The organism is Rhodococcus sp. MPR-R1B (assembly GCF_058793255.1).
Map to the genome: position 1 here is coordinate 150,661 of NZ_JBXAFO010000002.1, position 23,283 is coordinate 173,943.

Below are 23,283 nucleotides of genomic sequence, written 5' to 3' on the forward strand. Positions count from 1 at the left end.
CATGTCCTTCGATTTCGACGGCATGCTGCACAAGATCAAGGACCGCCAATGGGCTCTGGTGGACATCGACTGGGATGCTCCGGGCGCCGAGACGATCAGTCCAGAGCTTCATGCGAAGCTGAAACCGTTCATGTCGGACCTGATGTGGATCGAGAACGTCGGTGCCCGTGGCTTCGCTGCGATGGCTCTCAAGGCGCCGACTGAAACTCTCCGAGACATCTATCGGCATTTCCACGCCGAGGAACAGAAGCACGCCAACGCCGAACTCGCGCTGATGCGTCGTTGGGGAATGCTGGACGGCGACGAGATGCCCGAGCCCAACATCAACGTCAAGCTCGTCATCGACTGGCTGGACAAGCATTCCGACGGTTTGTCGCTCTCGATTCTCGGGACCGTCATACCGATGCTCGAGGTGGCGCTCGACGGAGCCCTGGTCAAGTTCATCATGGACGAGATCGAGGATCCGGTCTGTCAGGCTGTGTTCAAGAAGATCAACGCAGACGAGTCCAGGCATCTGGCGGTCGATTTTGCGGTGATCGAGATGCTCGGGCACTCGACGACGCGCAAGCTCGTTGTCGAAACCGTCGGCGCCTGGATGAATCCGGCGTTGATCATCGGGACACTTCGCTACATCCCGCTGCTGAACAAGATGCGCGACAACATCGTCGACATGGGAGTGAACGAGGAACGGCTCTACACCGCGATGAAGCGATTCAGGAACGTAGGCGAACGGAGTCCGGCCGCGCTCCGCGTCCCGATGTATCGGGTGGTGAAGTGGCACGGCAACATGGTCATCAATCGCAACCATCCCTACCATCTGCTTGCCGATCGGATGGTCAAGGTCACTGGCCGACTTTCCGGCAGCAGGCTCAATTCCGAGCCGACCTGGGCCAAGGAACTTACGTACGAGCCACTCGCATGAGTACTGCCGAGCCACTGTCAGTGGCGATCATCGGTGGAGGTTTCGCAGGAATCGGAGCGGCGATTCGGTTGAAGCAGAACGGTATCGAGGACTTCGTCATTCTCGAACGCGGCACGGAGGTCGGCGGGACGTGGCGCGACAACACGTATCCGGGAGCTGCGTGCGACATTCCGTCCCGTCTGTACTCGTACAGTTTCGCCCCGAACCCGGACTGGTCGCACACCTACTCGGCCAGCGCGGAGATCCTCGGCTACATCCGAACGATGGTGAAAGAGTTCGGCCTCGAGCCGAAGATTCGGTTTCGGTGCAACGTCACGGGCGTCGAGTGGGACGAGCAGACAGGTGTCTGGGCGATCGCGCTCGAGGGCCGTGAAGCGGTCATTGCCCGGACCGTCGTCATGGCGTCCGGTCCGCTGGCGAACGTCAGCTTTCCTGCTGTTCCGGGTTTCGAGAGCTACGAAGGACACAAGATTCACAGTGCTCGCTGGGACCATGACTACGACTTCACCGACAAGCGGGTCGCAGTGATCGGAACCGGGGCCAGTGGCGTCCAGATCGTCCCGGAACTCGTGAAAACTGCACGATCAGTGAAGGTTTTCCAACGAACACCGGGATGGGCATTGCCGCGGGCAAACCTACGCACCCGATCTCGCACGAAGGATCTGTACCGCCGTCATCCGGTCGTCCAGACTCTGGCGCGTCGGGCTTGGTACTGGGGACACGAATCGGTTGCTCTCGGGGTGGTGTGGGAATCCCCGTTGACGAGGGTGGTGGAAACAGTCGGGCGTCTTCATCTGCGCATGCAGGTGAAGGACCCGTGGTTGCGGCGACAACTCACTCCCGACTTTCGGGCAGGGTGCAAGCGGTTGCTGATGACCAGCGAGTATTACCCGGCTCTCCAGCAAGACAATTGCACACTCGTGACCTGGCCGATCGCGAGATTGGCGCCACATGGCATTCGCACGGTCGAAGGGATCGAGCATCAATTCGACTGCATCGTCTTCGCCACCGGCTTCGACGTTTGCAAGACCGGAACACCGGTCCCGATCATCGGCCGGGACGGACGTGTGCTCGCTCAGGAGTGGAAATCCGGGGCGCGTGCGTACAAGAGCATTGCGGTATCCGGTTATCCCAACCTGTATTTCACCTTCGGACCCAACTCGGGTCCGGGGCACAGCTCCGCCCTTGTGTACATGGAAGCGCAACTCGACTATCTCGCCCAAGCGATCAAGATCGTTCTCGAGCGCGACCTCAAGGCACTCGATGTTCGTCAAGATGTCGAAGATGCGTACAACGTCGAGTTGCAGCGTCGGCTGTCGAAGACCACGTGGAACTCGGGATGTTCGAGTTGGTATCTCACCGACGAAGGATTCAATGCCACTATGTTTCCCGGTTTCGCGACCCAGTACGTGAACCAATTGAAATCGGTGGATCTTCGGGACTACACGAGCACGGTGCGCGAGAAAGACACTGCGCAGACCTGATCCCGGGTTCTGATCGGCCTGGTGTTGCCACTAAGTTGGAATCGTGACGACCGACGCGGCAGAGGAGACGAGGCGGTGACCGAGTACCGCATCGACGATCTAGCGCGCGCTGCGGGCACCACCTCGCGGAATGTACGGGCATATCAGGAACGTGGATTGCTTCCTCCGCCGGAGAAGCGTGGGCGGGTAGGCATCTACGGCGACGCGCACCTCGAACGCCTCAAGCTGATCGACACGCTTCTTCAACGAGGTTTCACCACTGCGCATATCGACGACTTCATCACCGGGTGGGAAAGCGGGAAAGACCTGACAGAGGTGCTGGGTCTGCAGCACGCGGTCACCGAACCATGGTCCCGCAGCGACACCGTGAATATCGAGATGGCCGTCGTACGCGAGTTTCTCGGGGGAGATTCAGATGGTCAACTGGATCGTCTCGTAGATCTCGGACTGGTACAGATCGAAGGAGAGAACTGCGTTTTCACCGATCCTGCTTTGCTCAGCGGATTTTCGAGTCTCCTCGACTACGGTTTCACTCTCGATCAACTGGTCGATGTGCACGAAAAGCTTCACAACGCTGTGGACGGGATCGCCAAAGACCTGATTCAGGCGGCGAAGGATCGCATCGTCGATCAGCACGGGGTCGGTTGGCTCCCGGAGGGCGACGAGGTTGCCGGAACAGCCGAGATGCTCCAGACGATGCGTGAACTCGGTGTGGCGTCGGTACATTCGGCACTGGCCCGGGCACTCGACGCGAACCTTCAGCGTGAACTCGGCGACTATCTTGCCGCTGCGATCGGCTCGCGGAGCGACGCCGACGAGTCCGACTAGCAGCATCGATCACGTTCGGGATGTGCGGCCCGTCGCGGTGCGCTCAGCTCTTGCGTGCCTCGATCAGGAATCGACTCGAGTGGGCGACAAAAGATCCGTCGCGACGGATCTGCTGATCGAGTTCGCGGAGCCGGTCCCGATACTGCGCGACGGTGAATCCCGGAACCATCCAGATCACCTTGCGTAAGAAGTAGACAACGGCGCCGATGTCGAAGAATTCCATGCGCAGACGCTCGAAACGAAGGTCGACGACGGTGAGCCCGGCCGCAATCGCGTCGGCAGTTTCGTCCTCGTGGTGCCGTCCGCGACGAGCCTGCGGCTGAGGACCGAGAAAGTACTCGACCAGTTCGAACACGCTGGCGTGACCCACATGTTGAGCGAAGTACGTTCCTCCCGGTTCGAGTACCCGCGCGATTTCGGTCCACCACACCGTCGCTGGGTGTCGGCTGGTCACCAGGTCGAAAGCCGAATCGGCGAACGGTAGCGGCGGCTCGTCGTGATCCGCGACCACCACCACACCTCGGGGACGCAGAAGGGCGGTGGCCTTGGCGATGTTCGGTGGCCAGGATTCGGTTGCTGCCATCACCGGCGGGAGTGACGGTGCAGCGGCGAGGACTTCGCCGCCGCCGGTCTGGATGTCCAATGCGGCGCCGGCGCGGCCGAGACGTTCACCCATCAGCCTCTGGTACCCCCACGACGGACGCTGCTCCGTGGCGCGTCCGTCGAGCCACGAGAAATCCCACCCGTCGACGGAGGCGGATTCCGCTTCGGCGACAAGTTCGTCGAAACCTCGTGACATGCTCTGTGACTCGCCTTCAGGCGTTCCTTCCGACATCACATCATCATCGTCGCGGAGGGTCGATGGTGCCAGTTGTTTACGGCTACTTCGGGGTGGCGCCGAGCATCGGTGCGAGTTGAGTGGCAATCGGGTTCAGGTTGAGCTTGTCCGGGTCCACCTTGGGCTTGCTGTCCCACGGTTGCGAGGTGTTCGGGTCGGCGAACGCGATGCGGTTGGCGCTACGAACTCCCGTTTCGCTGCCCTGAGGTGCCTGGCAGTTGGCGGCAGTGTTCAACGGGAAGTTCTGCGTCGTGTCGTCGAAGTTCGGGTCCTTGCGCTTCATCTCGTCGAGGATTGCCATGGTCCCTTCGTAACCGACGGTGCACGAGAGCGGGTTGTTGGTCTCGAGTACCAAGCCCAGATGTACTGTGCCGTCTCCCGGTGCAACGGTGGGCGCCGCCCCGGCGAGCGCAGGCAGGAAGAGCAGGAATGGCTGCAGCGAGGGCAGTGTCGGTGCGGCTGCCGCTGCAACGGCGGAGAGGTTGGAGAGGTTGGTCGTGAGCGCGGGGCCGGCTTCGGTGACGAGAGAGCCGACTTGTTCGCTGGCCGGTATGCCGTTGTCGATCACGCGTCGGATGTCGGGGTCGCTGGTGCGCAATTGCGCCGTCAGTGCGTCGAGGTCGGTGCTGAACTGCTTGATCGCCGACGATTGATCGGACTGGGTCGTGAGCACCGTCTGGCTGTCGCGGATCAGTCCGAGGGTCTGGGGAAGGGTGTCGAGGCCCGACTGGGAGATCCCCGACAGCGAGTCGGCAAGTACCTGCAGATCTTCGCCCTTGCCGTTGAATGCCGCGCCGAGTTCTTTCGCGACGGTGTGGAGTGCGTCGACCGGAACGGAGTGCACCAGACCGTTGGCGCTGGTCAAGACATTCTCGATCGGGATCGGCGTGGTTGTGTCGCCCACGGCGATCACCGAGCCGTCTTCGAGGAACGGGCCCTGGCCGGTATCGGGCTGAAGGTCGACGTACTGCTCGCCGATGGCTGAGCGATTGGCCACCACGGCCCGCGCGGATGCGGGAATCTGCGGAGCACTGCTGTCGATCAACAGGTCGACTTCGATTCCGTCGGACGTGAGCGACATGTCACCGACGCGTCCGACGGGTACACCGCGATAGGTCACTTCGGCGTTGGTGAAGATGCCACCGGACGTCGCCAGTTCGGTTTTGACCGTGTATTGGCCGAATCCCAGAAGATTGTCCAGCCGTACGTATTTCGCTCCGACATAGATCAAGCCCAGGAGTGCAACCACGACGAGGGCGACCAGCTGCCATTTGGCGAGCTTCGACATCACCATGAGGTGAGGACCCTGAACTGATGCGGTGTGTTCATGGTTCGACTCCCGAATGACAAGCCGGGTACGGCTGGTGTTGAGCGAATTGTGTTCACCCACGGACGTTCTGAGGTGAACCGGAAACTTCCGGCAATTCGTTGTTGGCGATAACTATAAACAAGTCGTCACAGATAGAAAGTCGGCGCTGAGATTTCCGCAGGTCGTCGAAACGTAAGTGTCGCAGCTCACTTCGAATGCTTCGATGTGATGCAGACGGCTTTCGGTCCGAATCGGGCTTGACTTCGCCAAACATATCCACAAAAGTAGATGCGTTCCGGTTGTCGTGCAGAGGGGTGTGGTCCATGGATGCTTTGGCGATCTTCAAGGCGCTGTCCAACCCGACTCGCCTGCAGATCATGGAGTGGCTCGCGCATCCGGCGAAGTATTTCGACGAGGACTCGTATACGCAGCAGGATCTCGGGTTTCACATCGGAGTCTGTGTCGGTGACATCCAGGGGCGATCGGGACTTGCCCAGTCGGTGATCTCGGGGTACCTGCAGGGCATGAAAGACGTGGGTCTGCTCGAGTCCGAGCGCATCGGGAAGTGGACGTATTACCGACGAAACGAATCCGTGATCGGCGAGTTCAGGGAATTCGTTCGCGAAAAGCTGTAGCGGCCGAATTGCCCTCGTCGGCCTGTTTGTTCAACCAAATATATCTACATATCTAGATATGTAACTGTCTTGTGTGACGTAGTAGTGAGGAGTGTGTCGTGAAGTCGAAATTGTTGATACCGGTTCTGGCGTTGGGTGTATTCGGAATCATCACTACGGAGATGGGCATTATCGGGGTTCTGCCTCAGATCAGCGAAAAGTTCGGTATCACCGCGTCGACTGCCGGATGGTTGGTCGGTGTGTTTGCACTCGTCGTGGCGGTGACCGGTCCGTTCACAACGCTGATCACCTCGGGAATCAACAGGAGAACCGTTCTGTTGGTAGCGATTGCAGTCTTTGCGGTCTCCAATGTGGTGTATGCGACCACATCGAGTTTCGAGGTGATGTTTGCATTTCGGATCATCCCCGCCGTGGTTCATCCGGTCTTCTTCGCTGTCGCGCTTGCAAGTGCGGTTCGTCTGGTATCGCCGGAACAGGCGACCGCCGCGGTGACCAAGGTATTTGCAGGCGTCACAGTCGGATTCGCGTTCGGCGTGCCCTTGACGTCCTATTTGGCCGAGAACTTTTCGGTGTCGACAGCATTCGTGTTCGGCGCCGTGGTCAACGTTCTCGCGTTTCTCGGGATTGTCGTACTTCTGCCCTCGGCTCCTGTGACACAACGCCTGTCGTACGGTGCACAGGTCGGGATACTTCGCCGGCCGCGCGTGTGGTTGACCATTCTTTCCGTCACCTTCGTCTTCGCAGCCATGTTCTCGGTGTACGGATACTTTGCCGAATACCTCGGCGAGGTGACCGGCATGAGCGGATCGTGGATCAGCGCGATGCTATTGGCTTTCGGTGTCGTGATGATCTTCGGCAACTTCGTCTTCGGGGCTCTGCTCGCCAAGGGGGTGGTGCGCACGGTTGTGGCTTTTCCCTTGCTGTATATCGTCGTCTACGTGATGCTCTATCTGGCGGGCCCGTACTTCGGCGCGATGGTTGTAGCCGTGTTGGTTTGGGGTGTAGTGCATTCCGGTGGACTGGTGGTTTCGCAGAGCTGGATGGGGCGAGACGCAGTCGACGCGCCTGAATTCGGCAACAGCCTTTTCATCTCGTTCTCCAACCTGGGGATCACGCTCGGCACTGCGGTCGGTGGACTGTTTCTCGCGCATTTCGAAACCCGCCAATTAGTCTGGGCTGGAGTATTGTTCGCGATCCTGGCGCTGCTGGTGACAGGTGTTCGACTCTCGCTCAGGCACGCTCACAGCGAGAACGGTGTCAGTGTACCGGTGTAGTTCTTGGGAAGTGGGCGTGCGAACTCGCCGCGCGAACTGGTCGACAGCCCGAGGGTGACCAACGACTGAACCATCGTGACCCCAGCGGCAACGCCGTCGACTACCGGGACACCCAGTTCGTCGGACAAGTCCTGGCACAGGTCCGCCATGCCGGCGCAACCCAGCACGAGGACGTCCGAGTCGTCTTGCTCCAATGCGTCGAAACAGGCTTCCAAGATCACCTTTCGCGCGTCGGGATCACGATCGAGTTCCAGAACCGGAATCTCGCAGGAGTGGATACCCCGGCACCGAGCCTGCATGCCGTACCGGTCCACCAGATCGGCTGCGCGGCCGCGGGTTCGACCGAGAGTGGTCACGATGCTGAATCCGCGACCCAGGAAACTTGCGTAGTTCATGGCCGCTTCGGCAACAGCTACGACGGGGCCCTTGGCCAACTCTCGGGCTGCATCAAGACCTGGGTCACCGAAGCAAGCGATGACGTAGCCGTCGACTTCGTTCTTTTCTCCGGCGGCGATCTCGGTCAGGATTCCGGGGACGCTGAGAGCTTCGTCGTAGTGGCTTTCGATCGACGCGGGACCCATGGCAGGGCTGACAGCCTCGACGAATGTGCCCGAGCCTGCGACGGTCCGGGCACATTCCTCGATCTTGGCGGTCATCGCCCACGTGGTGTTGGGGTTGATCACCTTGATTCTCATGACGATCAGTCGACCGTCACAGTGTCGGGAGAGGAAGCATTCCGGACAGCTGAGGAAGAGCGCGCGGCGAGTAGGTAATAGACGGTGAATCCGAGCCCACAACCGATGAACCAGCTGTACTGCGCTGCGGTGTACATCCCGGTGAGGTCCTTGCCCAGGACCGGGACCATCGCGACGACGGCTCCCACCACGGTGGCGATCACTGCAGCAGGGTTGTATCCCTTGCTGTACCAGTAGGTTCCGGTCGGCGACATGCTGAACAGTTCGTCGACGATGACCTTCTGCTTGCGCACGAGGTAGTAGTCGGCAATCAGAATTCCGAACAGCGGACCGATGAAGGCTCCGAGGGTTTCGAGTGTGTAGTGAATGACGTCCGGATTGTTGTACAAGTTCCACGGCGTGATGAGGATCGAGCCGATCGCTGCGATCATTCCGCCGGCGCGCCAGCTGATCTTCTGCGGACTCACGTTGGAGAAGTCGAAGGCCGGGGAAATGAAGTTGGCCACGATGTTGATGCCGATCGTGGCGATGGTGAAGGTGAGTGCGCCGAGAACGATGGCGAAGGTGCTGTCGATTCGTGCAACGGTCGCAACGGGATCGGTGATCAGTTCGCCGTACACCGGCAGCGTCAACGATGCAGTGACGACGACCAACAACGAGAATACGAGGAAGTTCAACGGCAAACCGAGGAAGTTGCCCTTCTTGACGGCAGCGAACGACTTTCCGTAGCGGGAGAAGTCGCCGAAGTTGAGCATCGGTCCGGAGAAGTACGAGACAACCAGAGCGATCGCACCGAGCATGACCGGCACGGCGTCGAAACCCGAGTACTTGACGTCGCCGAGCGTGAGATCGATGGCGCTCCAGCCTGCCTTGTAGATCAGGTAGCCGCACAGCATGAACATCACGACATACACAGCCGGCCCGCAGAAGTCGATGAAGCGGCGGATCGATTCCATGCCTCGCCAGAAGACACAGGCCTGAAGTACCCACAGGAGCATGAAACTTCCCCAGCCCAGTGCGGAGAGTCCGGCGAATCCGTAGTCTTCGACGACGGCATAGGGCGCGAGTGACGGAAAGAGTTTGATCAGTACGACATCGAGGGCTGCTGAAGCGAGGAAGGTTTGAATTCCATACCAAGCCACGGCAATCAGGCCACGAATGATTGCCGGGATGTTCGCGCCGAGGACGCCGAACACGCTGCGGCAGATCACCGGATACGGCACGCCGGTAACTTGGCTGGGCTTGGCGACGAGATTGCAGAAGAAGTAGACGATCGTGATACCGACCAGCAGGGCGACGAGTACTTGCCAGCTGGCCAATCCCAGTGCGAAAAGACTACCGGCAGTGACATATCCGCCGACGCTGTGTACGTCGGACATCCAGAAGGCGAAGATGTTGTACGACGACCAGGTCTGCTTGCGAAGCGGCGCCAAGTCCTCGTTGGTCAAACGAGGGTCGTAGCCCGGCTTGATCAGGCCGCATCCGACAGGGTGACCCGCGGCTTCGACAAGGTCACCCGATCCGGTTTCCTTTGGGGGAGTGGGGGTAGTGGTCGTTCGGGACGGAAGAATGTCGGTCATGACAGCTCCTGTGCATCAGTGCAGGAAATCAGCGGACGGTGCCACGAGCTCTCAGCGTCAGTGATGAAAACTGTGTTGAGAGAAAGGTATCGATGCTGTGTTGCACGACTATTGCGTGATCGGTATATCTTTTTCGGCCAATAGACCGGTGTCTGTCGGTAGAGTCGCGATCACGGTATCGAGTCGGCGATGATGGATTTCGGAAGCGCTCAGAAGTGCGGATGCGTCCCGACGCAGGAATGCGTCAAGCATCGCGGTGTGATCCGAGTGCAGAACCCGGCGATCGACGCCGGCAACATGGACCATCGGCTGTACTGGTTCGGTGATGTTCCAGGCAGCTTCGAACATGTGCAGCAGTCGAAGCATCTGAGACGGTCGGGTCAGTGCGAGATGAAAGTTTCGGCTCTCGCAGTGATAGGACTGAGAGTCGTCGTAGCGCAATGCGATCTCCAAACGGGAGTTCACCTCGACGGCGTGTTCGTGATCCTCTTCGGTTGCCTGCTCGACGGCGACGGCCAATGCAGCTGATTCGAGAGTTTCGCGGACGATGTACATCTCTCGCAGTTCTGCCGGCGTCAGCTGAGCAACGGTGTAGCCGAATTGATGTCGATGGTCGACCAAGGACTCTCCGACCAGTGTTTTCAGTGATTCCCGCACAGGTATTCGACTGACACCGAACACATCAGCCACGTCGCCGAGAGGAATCGGGGTACCCGGAGGCGCCGAACCCGACAGAATCACTCGCCGCAGTTCGTCGAGGATCGTTTGTTGTGGACTTCCGGGAGCATCGATTACCAGTTGCGTCAGCAGTACCGATCTACGGCGCGGCGGCATGTCGCTCTCCCTTCGTCTGTCTGCCAGAGTAGGAATACGTTGTTTCGTCTGCGTGACACCGGTGTGGCCGTCGTGCATCTCGCACTCGGGGGAGAACAAGTGGGCTCCGATCACATGCTCGCGTGAGTGCTGCTCGGGAGGCCGATCGTGGGGGTAGCGTTGTTGTGTAGTGGTATGGCAGAAAGCGAGTCGGTCGATGGCATCCGCTGTGCGCTCAGAAGCCGACCAGCGAGTTGTCGGCAACCTGCCCTTGGAGCTGACGAGTTTCGTCGGTCGTCGGCGTGAGTTGGCCGACGCCAGGAGATTGTTCGAGACGTCCCGTTTGTTGACACTCACCGGGATCGGTGGCGTGGGCAAGACACGGCTCGCGATCCGACTTGCGGGCGCGTTGCAAAGGGTGTTTCGAGACGGTGCCTGGTTGGTGGAACTGGGGGAGCAGACAGATTCGGATCTCCTCGAAGATCATGTCGCCGTGACCCTTGGTGTCCGGTCGGTCTCGTCGGCGGACCCGCTGCAGGCATTGATCGACTACTGCGCCGATCGGAGTCTGCTGTTGGTGCTCGACAACTGTGAACATCTGGTCGATGCCGTCGCTGTGTTCGTAGGCGCGATCCTACGGCGATGTGCCGGCGTCAAGATCCTGGCGACGAGCCGCGAATCGCTGGGCCTGGGCGGTGAGGTGACGATGCGCGTTCCCTCACTCACCACACCGCAGCAACAGCCGCCCGAATTCGAGGGAATTGCCCAGTACGAATCGGTGTCGTTGTTCACCGAGCGTGCGGCTTCCGTCGTACCTGGTTTCACCCTCACCGAGGAGAACAAGCGCGCCGTTGCGCATATCTGTCACGACTTGGATGGACTCCCACTTCCGATCGAACTGGCGGCAGCTCGCCTGCGTGGCATGTCTGCTGAGCAGATCATGAACAGGCTCTCGGATCGATACCGACTTCTTACAACGGGTGGACGCGACGTTCCGAGTCGTCAACAGACGCTGCGATTGTCGATCGATTGGAGTTACGACCTCTGCTCGCCAACCGAACAGCAGTTGTGGGGGAGGTTGTCGGTGTTCTCGGGTGGGTTCGATCTCGATGCCGCTGAGGGCGTGTGTGGGCAGGACATGAATTCGACCGAAGTGCTCGATCTCGTCACCGCGTTGGTCGAGAAGTCCATCCTGATTCGTGAGGAAACCGACGGGGATGTTCGGTACCACCTCCTCGACCTACTCCGGGAGTACGGACATGAAAAGTTGGAGTCCGCCGGTGAGTATTCCGCTCTGCGTCGAAGCCATCGTGATTGGTTCGAGGCACTGGTCGTTCATGCGGAAGCCGAGTGGATCAGTGGCCGGCAAGCTGCCTGGATCGCAAGGCTCGGTCGTGAACAGCGCAACGTCAACGATGCGTTGGAGTACTCGATTTCCACTGCCGGAGAGGCGCGATCTGCAACGCGAATGGTCGGTGCGTTGTACAGATTCTGGCTTGCAGGTGGATTACTTGTGCAGGCGCGTTACTGGACGGATCGAGCCTTGAATGCAGAGGATCGAGAGCTGGATCCGTTCCGAGTGGATGTCTTGGCCATCGACGCCGTGAATCACGCGATGCAGGGGGAACTCGAACGGGCAGAAGAGTTGGTCGACGAGAGTTGGCGCCTGGCAAACGACTTGGCGGATGTGCGCTCGCGCGGCTTGGCGACGTGGGGAGACGGATACGTCGATACCTTCAGAGGTAACTTCGATACCGCTACAGCCAAGCTGGAATCCGCGTTGACGCTGTTTCGACTCGACAAGAATCTGCTGCATGTTGTGATCGGCCTGGACACCTTGGGAGTCGCGTACTTCCTGTCCGGCGCTCTTGATCGCTCTGTGGAGTGCAACGAAGAGATTCTCGCGATCACCGTGCCCGCCGACGAGATGATGTTCCAGGCATTTGCGCTGGGAACTCTCGGGCTCGTGAGCTGGCTCCGAGGTGAATTGGATGCCGCAAGTGACTATTTGACTCGAAGTCTGAGAATTCTCGATGCCCCGATGAACTCGGCGTGGTGTATCGAGCCGTTGGCGTGGATTGCTGCAGCGCAACGTGATTGGAAGCATGCAGCGGTTCTGCTCGGCGCGGCAGCCATGTATTGGCAGAAGGTCGGGGGACGGCTGGCGGGCCTGCCGGGTTTGTCAGCTCATCACGACACTGCTGCAGAGACTGCTCGCAAAGCCATGGGTGACGATGCTTTCGACAAGTCGTTTCGCAGCGGGTTTGCGATGTCCGAGGGTGAAGCTGTCGCATATGCGCTCGACAAGCGCTCCAGTGTCACGACTGCGTCGTCGGCTGAAGGGCCTCACCTCACTCCTCGTGAGCAGCAAGTTGCGGAACTGGTTGCCCAAGGGTTGACCAATCGCGCGATTGCGGAGCACTTGGTAATCTCGCTGCGCACCGCTCAGGGACACGTGGAACACGTACTGACAAAACTGGGATTCAGTTCCAGAGCGCAGATCGCAGCGTGGTACGTCTCGACCGCGCAGGAGCGTGACTCGCGTGAGGTCAATGGCTCAGCAGGCCGGAGTTGACGTCCGATAGCAGTTCACCACGGTCGTCGCCGCACAAGCAGAACACCGGGTAGCGCTTACCTTCTTCACGCCCCTGAAACGACACTCGTAGCGGTCCAGGCGCATCCGCGCGAGGGGATTCGGTGAGGAAAGTGTACAGCCACGGCCCCTCGTCCAATTCCACGATGGCGAGAACGGTCGAGGGGTCGCCGTGAACCGTTCGCCAGGACACGACAGTGCCGTCTCCGCAACACCGCGTCACGTCCAACCGCGCCCCACGGCACCTGGCGCAGACCGCGCTCGCGGGCGAGAGGATGACATCACATTCCGCGCAATGGGGGAGTGTCAATCGTTCGGCTCGCGACGAGCGATTCGAATATCGCCGCGATACACGCTGTTTCATCGAGCTTGCGGGATTCATGTCAGTAACGTCGGGCGAGGTAGTACGGCATCGAGTCCACGGGTGCGCGTTCGACCGACTCCCCGGACGTCGGGGCATGAACGATCTCACCGCCTCCGGTGTAGATCCCCACATGCTCCCCGCCGTAGTACAGGACCACGTCACCCGGCTGTAGATCGTCCCGGGAAACTGGAGTGCCGCCAACCGCCTGGTCGTAGCTGGTTCGCGGAATCGAAACGCCCGCTTGTGCATAGGCCCATTGAACGAGACCGGAGCAGTCGAACGAGTCCGGCCCGGTCGCGCCCCAGACGTACGGAGCGCCGATCTTGGACTCTGCGGCTGCCAATACGCGGCCTGTATCCGAGGAAGCGAAAGCTGACACCTTCGCCGGATTCGTGTCGACGGAAACTGCGGCGATGTTCCAGTCCCGAAGCACGGGGGCCTGAGCGTTCGCGGTGTCGATACTCACGGCAAGGGTTGTCAGGGAAAGAACGCCGACGACAAGCGCTCTTCCGAGTGCATGCTTCCTCGTGCGGGGGTCGGTGAATCGGTGGTGCGACATTTCTCGTGTTGCCTTTGCGTCGATGCGTCCCGAAGCAGGTGTCCAGCTGGGTGTGATCGGGCTTCGGCTTGCGACACTCAGCCTGGTTGCGCCTCGACGTGTTCGCATCGGTCAGTTGGACGGGGTGCATACCTGTTTCGAGCGGCATTGTGGGTGCAAGGCCTGTTGATCGATCGCGAGAACTTCGACGGACTTTCGTGATCCGAATCAAGGAGGGCACGGCGGCCGGCCTCACCCCGGCTCCGGTCAGGCGATTCGCAGCGGGAGCGCCGAACGCTCAACAGTGGCACGGTCGGATGGACCACGATCCTGCGCACAAATGGCTGCGCGAACAAGTACGTGAGGCAAGCGTCTGGCTGGATTCGGCGGACGTTCTGTACTCTCGCAGTCATGCAACAGCGGAGCACAGGAACGGTGACACGGTCACTGTTGCTGCTTCTGCTGCCGTTCATCGCTCTTCTCGCAGTGCCTCCGCTTGGTTCCTCGGGTAGCGCCGCGGTGCTGGGAACTGCGATTGCCGTCTTCGTGGTCGCTGCGCTCGCAACTTCCTCGAAGTACGAACTTCTGCAACTGTGCGCGGTTTCGACCACTGGCCCGTCTGATGACGAACGCTGCCTGCGTGGTGCTTTCCGCAGGCAGAGCAGCCCGGACGCGCCCGGTCGTCCGCAACCTCGAGCTCCGGGAATCGGTCTGTAGATCGGCAGTCGGCGGGTGTGAACTCGTCGTAGGTCGGTCAGACGTCTTGCGTCCACGACCATTCCCGCGCTCTCATCTCTCTGAGCGTGCCTTTCGGTGAGGTTCATTCGTCATGCTCGATTTTGTCTACTACCCCGTGTCCGGAATCCTCTGGTTCTGGCACAAGGTCTTCTCACTGGTCTCCGGATCACCCGACAACGGCGTCGTGTGGGCGTTGTCGGTCGTATTTCTCGTCTTCACGCTCAAAGCCCTGCTGTTCAAACCCTTCGTCAAGCAGGTCCGCACTCAACTGGTGATGCAGAAGCTGCAACCTCAGATCAAGGCGTTGCAGAAGAAGTATTCGGGTGACCGGCAGAAACTCACTGTAGAGATGGCCAAGCTGCAGAAAGAACATAATTACAGTCCGTTGCTCGGCTGTCTGCCGATGCTGGTTCAGGCACCGGTGTTCATTGGTCTCTATCACGTCCTGCGATCGTTCAATCGGACCGGAGCGGCATCGCACGTCCCGTTTCTGAGCCCGACCGAACCGATGTCGGTGGCGGACAACGCGAACACGGCCAACTACTTCTTCAGTGCCTCGGACGTGCAGTCTTTTCTCGACGCCAAACTGTTCGGCGCACCGTTGTCCGCCATGATTTCGAGCCCGGCAGCACAACTGGAAGCATTCGGCGACGTAAGCCGTATCTCCATCATTCTGGTAGCGGTACCGCTGATGATATTCGCCGCCGTCGCTACACATTTCACATCGCGGGCATCCATCGCGCGCCAAGTGGACACCGGAACCGTCAACCCTCAAACAGCGATCATGAACAAGCTCGCATTGTGGGTGTTTCCGGTGGGGGTGATCGCTTTCGGTGCGTTCGCGCCCGTGGCGATCCTGCTGTATTTCGTGAGTAACAACTGCTGGACGCTGGGACAACAGCATTTTGTGTACGGACGCATCGCTGCGGAGCAGAAGGAAGCCGAATCGTCGCCGACTCCCGGAATGACCGCGCCCCCGTCGCCCAGAGTGGCTGCACCGCCGCTGCCGGGCGCCAAGCCCATCCGCGCCAAGCGCAGGCGATGACGGAAGGCGACCCCTCCCTACCGGCGAGTAAGGCACGTACGCTGGAAAGCATGACCAAATGGACCGCAGAAGACGTAGTCGATCAGACCGGCCGCACATTTGTCGTCACGGGGGCGAACAGCGGACTGGGTGAGGTAGTCGCACGAGCGCTGGGCAAAGCCGGGGCCGACGTCGTCCTCGCCTGTCGTGACACTACGAAGGCCGACGCCGTAGCCGCCGAGATCGGGCCCAACGCGGTTGTCCGCAAATTGGACCTCTCGGATCTGTCGTCGGTACGAGCCTTCGCCGACGCAACGGAGAAGGTCGACGTCCTGGTGAACAACGCCGGCGTGATGGCGGTTCCGTTCCGCCGGACGGTCGACGGATTCGAAATGCAGATCGGCACAAACCATCTCGGACACTTCGCATTGACCGGATTGCTGAAGGACAAGCTCACCGATCGTGTCGTGACGATGTCCAGTGCCCTGCATCAGCTCGGAACTGTCGATCTGGACGATCTCAATTTCGAGCGTCGGAAGTACAACCGATGGTTGGCCTACGGGCAGTCCAAGCTTGCCAATCTGTTGTTCACGTACGAACTTCAACGCAGGTTCGCGGCGTCGGGATCTTCGCTCAAAGCGCTCGCTTCGCATCCGGGATACGCGTCGACGAACCTGCAGGGGCACACCGAGTCGATCCAGGACAAGCTGATGGGAATCGGCAATTCGATCTTCGCGCAGTCCGCGGAGATGGGCGCCCTTCCCGAACTGTGGGCGGCAACCGCGCCGGATGCCTTTGGCGGCAGTTACATCGGACCGGACGGTCCGTTCGAGCAGCGAGGGTATCCGAAGGTCGTGGGGTCGAACAAGAAATCACACGATACGAATACAGCCTCGGGTTTGTGGACACTGTCGGAGAAGTTGACCGGAGTCTCGTTCGGGATTTGATTCAGATATGAAGGTGGCCGCGAACTTCGAGAAGTTCGCGGCCACCTTCATATCCGTTCGAGCTAGATGTTGTTCGGGTTACAGCGTGACAACCATCTTGCCGGTGTTCGCGCCGCGCATCAGGTCGATGAACGCTTGCGGTGCATTCTCCAGGCCTTCGACGATGGTCTCGTCCCACTGAATCTTGTTGTCGGCGAGCCACCCTGCCATGTGGGTGCGGAATTCGCCACCGAGGTGACGGTAGCCGCCCACGAGGAATCCGCGCAGTGTGAGCTGCTTGCCGATCACCAGTGCCAGGTTGTGGGGAGCGGTGGGCTTCTCGGTGGTGTTGTACTGAGCGATGGCTCCGCACAGGGCAATCCGGCCACCCTGGTTCATGGCATCGATGGCGGCTTCGAGATGCTCGCCACCGACGTTGTCGAAGTACACGTCGATGCCGTCAGGGGCGGCAGCGGCGAGTAGTTCGGTGATCGGGCCGTCGTGATAGTCGAATGCCGCATCGAATCCGAGTTCGAGAAGTCGGGCAACCTTCGCCGGTGAACCGGCGCTACCGATTACTCGCTTCGCTCCGAGCAACTTGGCGATCTGACCGACGAGCGATCCGACGGCACCTGCTGCGCCGGAGACGAATACGGTATCGCCTTCCTTGAACTCCGCAACCGCGGTGAGGCCGGCATACGCGGTGAGGCCAGTCATGCCGAGGGCACCCAGGTAGGCCGTCGCCGGCGCGATGGACGTGTCGGCCGGAGTCACTGCGGATCCGTCGAGGATGGCGTATTCACGCCATCCGAGGCCGTGGACGACAACGTCGCCCACGGCGCGATCAGCCGACTTGGATTCGACGACCTCGCCGATGGCACCACCGTCGAGCGGCGCACCGACCTGGAACGGCGGAAGGTAGGACTTCACGTCGTTCATTCGGCCGCGCATGTACGGGTCGACGGAGATGGCGATGTTGCGGACCAGGATCTGGCCGTCTTCGAGTTCGGGGAGTTCTACTTCGGCGGTGGCGAAGTTCTCCGACGTGGGCCAACCGTTCGGGCGTGAAGCGAGACGGATTTCCCGGCTGACAGTGGTAGTGCTCATTCGTCGTCCTTACTTACTTCGAGGGTGACCTCGATGTTGCCGCGAGTTGCATTGGAGTACGGGCACACCTGGTGTGCCTTCTCCGTCAGCTCGACGGCCTGATCATGGGGTAGATGGGGGAGTGAAACCTCCAGCGTCACAGCGAGTCCGAAGCCTCCTGCACCGTTGGGGCCGATGCCGACCCGCGCGCCGACTGCGGAATCAGCCACGTTGGCCTTCTCGGCACGGGCGACCATCTGCAGAGCGGAGTGGAAGCATGCTGCGTATCCGGCGGCAAAGAGCTGCTCGGGGTTGGTGCCTTCGCCGCTGCCACCCATTTCCTTGGGAATGGCGAGGCCGAGATCGAGGCGTCCGTCCGAGGTGCGAGCGTGACCGTTGCGGCCTTCGCCGGTGGCAAGTGCTTCTGCGGTGTAGACGATGTTCATGACTTCTTCTTTCCGTCGGAGTGGGCATTGGATGCTTGGAGCGACTCGCCGAGACGAGTGAGAACGTCTCGAAGTTCGGTGAGTTCGTCGGTGCTCAGACCAGTGGCACCTGCGAGTTTGGCTGGGATGTCCTCGGCCTTGCTGCGCAGGGTGGAACCCGCCTCGGTCAGGTGAATCTCGACGCGACGCTCGTCGGTGGTGAGGCGTCGGCGCTCGATGAATCCCAGACCCTCGAGCCTCTTGAGCAGCGGCGACAGAGTTCCGGTATCGAGATCGAGTGCCTCACAGATCTCACGCACCCCGCGGCCGTCTCGTTCCCAGAGTGTCAACAGGACGAGGTACTGGGGATACGTGATTCCCAGGTCGTCGAGCATCGCCCGGTACGCGGCCGTCGTGGCCCGCGACGCCGAATAGAGGGCGAAGCAGACCTGGCGTTCGAGAGCGAGTGGGTTGGTCACGAGAACAACTGTAGCGCACAGTTAAGTTGTGCACAACAAAGAAGTGTCAAATAGATCTACGGATAGGCGGCCGTTCGTCTACGGCGTCGACAGGATCTCGGAGACATGCGAGAGGAAGGTGTGCACTGTCCGGGCAGCGGGCGCAGGAAACCTGGTCCGCACTGCCAATCCGTCGTGAGTTCGTGAGAACCAGAACTGAACGTCGTCGGCGTTCGAGACGCGACTGAGTTGCTGCGGATTGATCGGCGCAGGCTGTGATTCGCTGGACTTTGATTTACGGGGGCGAGATCCACCGGGCATGGTTCGGTAGTCGGCATAGGACACCGAGAAGATGTCTCTGCGAGTGGGCGAAACCTCGGGCCCCAAGCTCCGCAACACCTGCCTCGACGAGACGGACGACAGTGAAAGTGACTCGTGGAAAGCGAGATTGACTGCCCGGGCAGTGCTGTGAAGATTGTCCATGCTCGTCACGGTGATGGGCGCATTGGCTACCAGCCATCCGAAGGTGTGGTTGTGTCGCGGTTCCCGACGCGTGTGAACAGGGAACAGTAGGTGCGTGTCCCTCTTGCCGGTCAATTGTGTTGTGGCCAAACCGATCGACGCAAGAATTGCACCGAACGACGAGTGCCGATGATCGGCGCAGTTCTGGTCGAACAGCTCGGCTTCGTCGGCGTCGAGGAGCATTCGGGTGTCTGTGCCCTGGGGCGACATCGCCCCGGCGGGCAGTCCCAGATCTACGGGAAAATGGGGAGTGTCACCCCCGCATGCTCGGAGGAAGGACCGCCAACCCGCAATCCGGTGGTCGCCGGGCTCTGGATCCGCGGTTGCCGATTCCCGGAAGCAGTAGTTGAGGAAACTCCCGGGCTCCGGAAGGAGATCAGACGCGATCGGATCACGGTCCGCCCGCGTGTATTCGCGATACAGAGTGCTGATCTCGGTAATTGCGATGCTCATGGACCAGCCGTCGCAGATGGCATGGTCGAACCCGCAGATCACTGTCGACTGGTCCTCGCGGGTGATGGCACCGAGAAAGTACGCGGGAAACGCGAAAGGATTGCACCATCGATCCAAGCGCTCGCCCAAGAGTTCTCGCACCTGCTCCGGTGTTCTCGCGTCAGCCACTGTTTCCTCACGCAGGCGCAGATCGCCGACGTCGGCGACGTCGACGAACAGTGCCGAGGATTCACCCGATTCTTCGGCCTGGGAGAACGAGCACGACAGGGCGTCGTGACGGGACGTCCATTCCTCGAAGCTGGCCTTGAGTGCGTCCGTGTCGATGGGGCCGGGAACGTCGAAAGTAGCAGCGAGCCAAGTCGTATCGCCGCGGCTGCCGGCAAGATGCAGCTGCTGATTGGAGGTCGGGGGAACCGGATACGTCGTTCCGGTGGAGATTTCGCTCGGCGTCCACTGCAGAATGCGGCCCGGCCGTGCCTCGAACCTGTCGAGAAACGTGATGTGCATCAGGCGGTCTCCACTTCCTGACGTGCATCCGCCTGACGCACGACACGGTAGTCGCCGGTATCAGCGACCGTTCTCAGGACGTTGCGAAGGTGTCGTAGGTACCGATTCACCGATGTGTGCGCCTGCTCGGTGTCCGGAAAACTGACCATCACGTACGTACGGTCTTCCTTCCGGTTGATCCACATCGACAGATCACCCGTCGTTCCTGGCCCACCCAGTGCCCGCGCTTCGAGTTCGTCATGGTGCTCGGCACCTGGAATCAGGCGCATGTCGATGTACGACACCATCGGCGGGACCGAGGTTCCACCGATGTCGGATCCGGTCAACTTCGACACCTGGGCGATCACCGAGTGAATGGACACGTCCGCGAGTCCCTTCACCGCAGCGCGAGCAGCGTGGGCAAGGGGGAGTGCATCGGTAAAGTTCGTGACACCGCTCAGCGTGAACGAGACCGGGACGAGATTGATGAACCAGCCTTGGGAATAGAGGTATCTCGGATCGGAGCGAGTGCCGACTGCGTTGAGCGCGAAGTAGTTCGCTCGATCCGCAACTTCGATCTCGGTGAGGGCGAGGGCTGCGAAGATCCCCGTGGAGAAGCCGACGCCATTGGACTTGCACAGCGCTGCGAACGCGGCTGACTCGTCGCTGTCGAGAACGTCGATATGTGTGCGGGTCGACCGGGTCTGTTCGCCCCGCGCGACACCGAGGTCGAGGGGGAACGTCGGGAGTTGGCCGGCGTTGGCGGCGAGAATCGAAATCCACTGCTGCACAGGCGCTGCGGCCAGGTCGAGGTTCCCCGCGGATGTCCGTTCCTCGCCGCTGTACTCGACGTAGCTGCCGGGAGAGGGAAGTTGAGCGTCGATGCCGGCGCTTTCGGCGATGTACAGCGCACGAAGTTCTTCGACGCCCAGCATCAACGACAGGCCGTCGGTGTGCGAGTGATCGACGCCGTAGTAGACGGTGAAGCCGGCGCCGTGCTCGACGACGCCACTGATGAACGAGGGCCATTGCAATGGGCTGGTATCGCCGGCGAAACTTCGGCTCACATGCTCGCGAACCGCATCTGTCGTGTTCAGAGAACCGATGCTGTGCGGCGTGAGTTCGATCGTCGACGCATCCACCACGTGACGGTCGATGACCCCGCTACCGTCGGGATCTCCGGATGATCTCACCTCGAACCAACTGTGCAGTGTGTTGTGCCGCAGGACAAACGCCTGGACCGCCCGACGCAGTGCCTCCCGATCGAGATCACCGGGCAGAGTGAACGTGAATCCGATCCACGGTGACCAGTCGACGCCTTGTGCGCGCTTGTGATCGGCGGTACGAATGTGTCCTTCCTGTAGGAACGAGAGCGGTTGGTCGCTCCGTGGTGCCCCGGATGCCGCTGCCAGGGATTGTTCAGTAGGCCTGAACTCGGTGAGCGTCCCGGCTTTCGGTGCCCAGAGATCGATGGGTGTCATTTCCATGAGAGGTCTCCTCGATCGGTACAGCGGTGTTGGTCGGAGGTGCGAAAGTGTCGGTCGAGAAGGCAAAGTCCTCCATTTCGCGGCGTAGGAGTCCCGCGAACTGATGGATGTGGCGGCTCGTGCGCGCGTTGCCCGGGTGGCGTATGGCCAGATTGAGCCCTTCGGGAGTCCGCGTGAGCCAGATGTAGACGTCGGTTCCCGAATGATCTCGACTACGAAGGCCCCTGGTCTGCCAGCTCGTCCATTGCTCGGCACCAGGAACGTGACGAACGTCCATGTACGAGAGCACGAACGGCAGGTGCTGCGGGGAGTCGATCAGCTCGCACACTTTCGAATACGGCAGTGCCGCGGCGGGGCGGACGCGCCGTATCTCCGTGCCGGCAACCTTGGCCAGATCGCTCACGGTTGCGGCGGGGGCTATCGGAATCCTCACCGGCACAACACCGATGAACCATCCCAGCGACGCGGCCCATCGAAGCTCCGAACGGGTGTGTTGCGGCACGACGACGCGGAATTCGTCTGCACCGGTGAGATCGCCGGTCACCTTGGCCGCGCACGCGAGTATCGCGGCCAGGAATCCTTGGTTGCTGCGCTTGCTCGCTTCTGCCAGGCGTTCGGCTCCCCGGGCGCTCAGAAGCCAGGCGGACAGGCTCTGCTGAGGGACTCGGCGTCCGGTGACCGGTTCGGGTAGCGCTGGAAAGTACGGAGCCTCGCCCTGCGCGTAGAACTCGCGCCACGTCTGCACTGCCGGGTGAGAGCGGTCCGCGTGTCCCACGAGATCTCGTTCCTTGGTGCCGAAGTCGATGTAGCTTCCGGTCTCCGGCGGCGAGGGAGGGCTTCCCTCGCTCAACGATCGGTAGATCGTCTGCAGTTCGTGCGCGGTCAACGCCACCGAATATCCGTCCAGCAGAGCATGATCAGCGGCAAAAACCACGGTGAAGTGGTTGGGGCCTTCGATCGTCGCGAACTGATACGCAGGCCAGACAAGTGGATCGGTCGATCGGTCGAGCAGTTGCTGCAGATGCGTGAAGACAGACATCGAGGACGCAAGGTGTCCGACCTCGGTGCCCAGAATCCGGACGTCTCCAGACGCCGCGGTGCGTCGGACTATCGTTTCGCCCTCCACGGCGACGTGTGTTCGGAGCACTTCGTGGCGATCGATCCAGTGATCGAGAGCGGCCGCCCAGATCCTTCGGTCGAGTCGGTCGTGGATGCGAAACGAGGTACCCAGCCACGACGGAGTGCACACGTCGGTCTGATGGTGCACCTGCCGTTTCGCCTGCTGGGCATTTTTCAAGTGTGCCTCGTGTATGTAGCTGGCGGGACGCTGGTCGACAGGCCACAGCTCGGGCGGATTCACCGCGGCGGGAGTCCACTCGGTGACGGTCCCTGGAGGTAGGGGATAGTCGGCAAGTTCCGTGAATTCCATTGGGAAACCTGATCTCTCGAGATGGCGAAAGGTGGGGATCGTGAACGGGGCGGATGTTTGTAACCGAGAGTGACAGATGATTAGTCAAGGCAAGTAGAACGCGGCCCGAGGCTCCGCGCAACTGCTTCGGTGCGGGATGTGACGAGGAACATTCCGCTCGTTATTTCGGACAATTCGAATACTGGACATCCGGTTTACGGCCCTGGTCACCTGTCAGTTGATCGATCAATCACTCTGTGGTGAAACAAATTTCAACAGACCGTTGTGAATTCCGTCGGCGACGAAGCATGTGCGCATGCGAACGTCGGAATATGTTTATGTGTAGCAAGTTTCGTATGGATTCGGCTGTATCTCTTTTAATTGCAACAGGGTTCGT

At 60.5% G+C, this 23,283-nt stretch carries 22 protein-coding genes; 9 read left to right on the forward strand and 13 right to left on the reverse strand.

The annotated features are described in order from the left end of the window. Nucleotide 1 precedes the first annotated feature (1 nt). The 3 genes from AC1Q61_RS03440 to AC1Q61_RS03450 all read left to right on the forward strand — a co-directional run bounded on the left by AC1Q61_RS03440 (nucleotide 2) and on the right by AC1Q61_RS03450 (nucleotide 3,234). Complete coding sequence (locus AC1Q61_RS03440; protein ID WP_003939862.1) at nucleotides 2–922, forward strand: hypothetical protein; 921 nt, start codon at nucleotides 2–4, stop codon at nucleotides 920–922. After that, the gene (locus AC1Q61_RS03445; RefSeq protein WP_118603232.1) at nucleotides 919–2,406 is read left to right on the forward strand and encodes a flavin-containing monooxygenase; all 1,488 of its coding nucleotides are present in this window, start codon (nucleotides 919–921) and stop codon (nucleotides 2,404–2,406) included. The genes AC1Q61_RS03440 and AC1Q61_RS03445 overlap by 4 nt, the downstream gene beginning before the upstream one ends. A gap of 75 nt (nucleotides 2,407–2,481) precedes the next feature. After that, nucleotides 2,482–3,234: a MerR family transcriptional regulator gene (locus AC1Q61_RS03450; RefSeq protein WP_118603235.1), complete on the forward strand. Its 753-nt coding sequence runs from the start codon at nucleotides 2,482–2,484 to the stop codon at nucleotides 3,232–3,234. A gap of 43 nt (nucleotides 3,235–3,277) precedes the next feature. Here AC1Q61_RS03450 and AC1Q61_RS03455 read toward each other — a convergent pair whose 3' ends face one another. Both AC1Q61_RS03455 and AC1Q61_RS03460 read right to left on the reverse strand, forming a co-directional pair. Beyond that, complete coding sequence (locus tag AC1Q61_RS03455; RefSeq protein WP_492650962.1) at nucleotides 3,278–4,033, reverse strand: class I SAM-dependent methyltransferase; 756 nt, start codon at nucleotides 4,031–4,033, stop codon at nucleotides 3,278–3,280. Nucleotides 4,034–4,115: 82 nt separating this feature from the next. Continuing rightward, nucleotides 4,116–5,366, reverse strand: coding sequence for an MCE family protein (locus AC1Q61_RS03460; protein WP_371698825.1), 1,251 nt, complete (start codon nucleotides 5,364–5,366; stop codon nucleotides 4,116–4,118). A gap of 338 nt (nucleotides 5,367–5,704) precedes the next feature. On the opposite strand from AC1Q61_RS03460, the gene AC1Q61_RS03465 reads away from it, so the two are divergent. Then, nucleotides 5,705–6,016, forward strand: coding sequence for an ArsR/SmtB family transcription factor (locus AC1Q61_RS03465; RefSeq protein ID WP_007733929.1), 312 nt, complete (start codon nucleotides 5,705–5,707; stop codon nucleotides 6,014–6,016). Nucleotides 6,017–6,114: 98 nt separating this feature from the next. Continuing rightward, nucleotides 6,115–7,290 carry an MFS transporter gene (locus AC1Q61_RS03470; protein WP_003939751.1) on the forward strand — a complete coding sequence of 392 codons (1,176 nt, stop codon included), beginning with the start codon at nucleotides 6,115–6,117 and terminating at the stop codon, nucleotides 7,288–7,290. Here the strand turns inward: AC1Q61_RS03470 and AC1Q61_RS03475 are convergent. From AC1Q61_RS03475 to AC1Q61_RS03485, 3 genes are all read right to left on the reverse strand, one after another. Next, nucleotides 7,257–7,985 (reverse strand): aspartate/glutamate racemase family protein, encoded by a 729-nt coding sequence (locus tag AC1Q61_RS03475; protein WP_007733934.1) that lies wholly within the window; start codon nucleotides 7,983–7,985, stop codon nucleotides 7,257–7,259. The two genes, AC1Q61_RS03470 and AC1Q61_RS03475, sit on opposite strands and share 34 nt — an antisense overlap. A gap of 5 nt (nucleotides 7,986–7,990) precedes the next feature. Further along, entirely contained in the window at nucleotides 7,991–9,565 is a 1,575-nt protein-coding gene (locus AC1Q61_RS03480; protein ID WP_118603238.1) for an NCS1 family nucleobase:cation symporter-1, read from the reverse strand. Between the two features lie 108 nt (nucleotides 9,566–9,673). Then, nucleotides 9,674–10,399: a GntR family transcriptional regulator gene (locus AC1Q61_RS03485; RefSeq protein WP_042451513.1), complete on the reverse strand. Its 726-nt coding sequence runs from the start codon at nucleotides 10,397–10,399 to the stop codon at nucleotides 9,674–9,676. Nucleotides 10,400–10,595: 196 nt separating this feature from the next. Between AC1Q61_RS03485 and AC1Q61_RS03490 the strand changes: the two genes are divergently transcribed. Further along, nucleotides 10,596–12,953 carry an ATP-binding protein gene (locus AC1Q61_RS03490; RefSeq protein WP_058226164.1) on the forward strand — a complete coding sequence of 786 codons (2,358 nt, stop codon included), beginning with the start codon at nucleotides 10,596–10,598 and terminating at the stop codon, nucleotides 12,951–12,953. Here the strand turns inward: AC1Q61_RS03490 and AC1Q61_RS03495 are convergent. After that, complete coding sequence (locus AC1Q61_RS03495; RefSeq protein ID WP_007733940.1) at nucleotides 12,928–13,164, reverse strand: PhlB family protein; 237 nt, start codon at nucleotides 13,162–13,164, stop codon at nucleotides 12,928–12,930. The genes AC1Q61_RS03490 and AC1Q61_RS03495 overlap by 26 nt on opposite strands. A gap of 190 nt (nucleotides 13,165–13,354) precedes the next feature. Beyond that, nucleotides 13,355–14,002 (reverse strand): C40 family peptidase, encoded by a 648-nt coding sequence (locus tag AC1Q61_RS03500; RefSeq protein ID WP_230587450.1) that lies wholly within the window; start codon nucleotides 14,000–14,002, stop codon nucleotides 13,355–13,357. Between the two features lie 282 nt (nucleotides 14,003–14,284). Between AC1Q61_RS03500 and AC1Q61_RS03505 the strand changes: the two genes are divergently transcribed. The 3 genes from AC1Q61_RS03505 to AC1Q61_RS03515 all read left to right on the forward strand — a co-directional run bounded on the left by AC1Q61_RS03505 (nucleotide 14,285) and on the right by AC1Q61_RS03515 (nucleotide 16,582). Further along, entirely contained in the window at nucleotides 14,285–14,590 is a 306-nt protein-coding gene (locus AC1Q61_RS03505; protein WP_065455270.1) for a DUF6412 domain-containing protein, read from the forward strand. A 112-nt stretch (nucleotides 14,591–14,702) separates the two neighbouring features. Next, a complete protein-coding gene (gene yidC / locus AC1Q61_RS03510; RefSeq protein WP_003939695.1) occupies nucleotides 14,703–15,656 on the forward strand; it encodes a membrane protein insertase YidC in 954 nt (317 codons plus the stop codon). Nucleotides 15,657–15,706: 50 nt separating this feature from the next. Next, nucleotides 15,707–16,582 carry an oxidoreductase gene (locus AC1Q61_RS03515; protein WP_007733943.1) on the forward strand — a complete coding sequence of 292 codons (876 nt, stop codon included), beginning with the start codon at nucleotides 15,707–15,709 and terminating at the stop codon, nucleotides 16,580–16,582. 78 nt (nucleotides 16,583–16,660) lie between these two features. Here the strand turns inward: AC1Q61_RS03515 and AC1Q61_RS03520 are convergent, their stop codons facing one another. The 6 genes from AC1Q61_RS03520 to AC1Q61_RS03545 all read right to left on the reverse strand — a co-directional run bounded on the left by AC1Q61_RS03520 (nucleotide 16,661) and on the right by AC1Q61_RS03545 (nucleotide 22,907). Next, on the reverse strand, nucleotides 16,661–17,668 hold the full coding sequence (locus tag AC1Q61_RS03520) for an NADP-dependent oxidoreductase (RefSeq protein WP_047271041.1): 1,008 nt from the start codon (nucleotides 17,666–17,668) through the stop codon (nucleotides 16,661–16,663). Then, nucleotides 17,665–18,093: an organic hydroperoxide resistance protein gene (locus tag AC1Q61_RS03525; protein ID WP_003939720.1), complete on the reverse strand. Its 429-nt coding sequence runs from the start codon at nucleotides 18,091–18,093 to the stop codon at nucleotides 17,665–17,667. Before AC1Q61_RS03525 ends, AC1Q61_RS03520 begins: the two co-directional genes overlap by 4 nt. Then, nucleotides 18,090–18,551, reverse strand: coding sequence for a MarR family winged helix-turn-helix transcriptional regulator (locus tag AC1Q61_RS03530; protein ID WP_042451335.1), 462 nt, complete (start codon nucleotides 18,549–18,551; stop codon nucleotides 18,090–18,092). Before AC1Q61_RS03530 ends, AC1Q61_RS03525 begins: the two co-directional genes overlap by 4 nt. Before the next feature lie 78 nt (nucleotides 18,552–18,629). Continuing rightward, nucleotides 18,630–20,012 carry a condensation domain-containing protein gene (locus tag AC1Q61_RS03535; RefSeq protein WP_118603241.1) on the reverse strand — a complete coding sequence of 461 codons (1,383 nt, stop codon included), beginning with the start codon at nucleotides 20,010–20,012 and terminating at the stop codon, nucleotides 18,630–18,632. Next, a complete protein-coding gene (locus AC1Q61_RS03540) occupies nucleotides 20,012–21,478 on the reverse strand; it encodes a condensation domain-containing protein (protein WP_118603244.1) in 1,467 nt (488 codons plus the stop codon). The genes AC1Q61_RS03535 and AC1Q61_RS03540 overlap by 1 nt, the downstream gene beginning before the upstream one ends. Then, on the reverse strand, nucleotides 21,411–22,907 hold the full coding sequence (locus tag AC1Q61_RS03545; protein ID WP_118603247.1) for a condensation domain-containing protein: 1,497 nt from the start codon (nucleotides 22,905–22,907) through the stop codon (nucleotides 21,411–21,413). Before AC1Q61_RS03545 ends, AC1Q61_RS03540 begins: the two co-directional genes overlap by 68 nt. Nucleotides 22,908–23,283 lie beyond the last annotated feature (376 nt).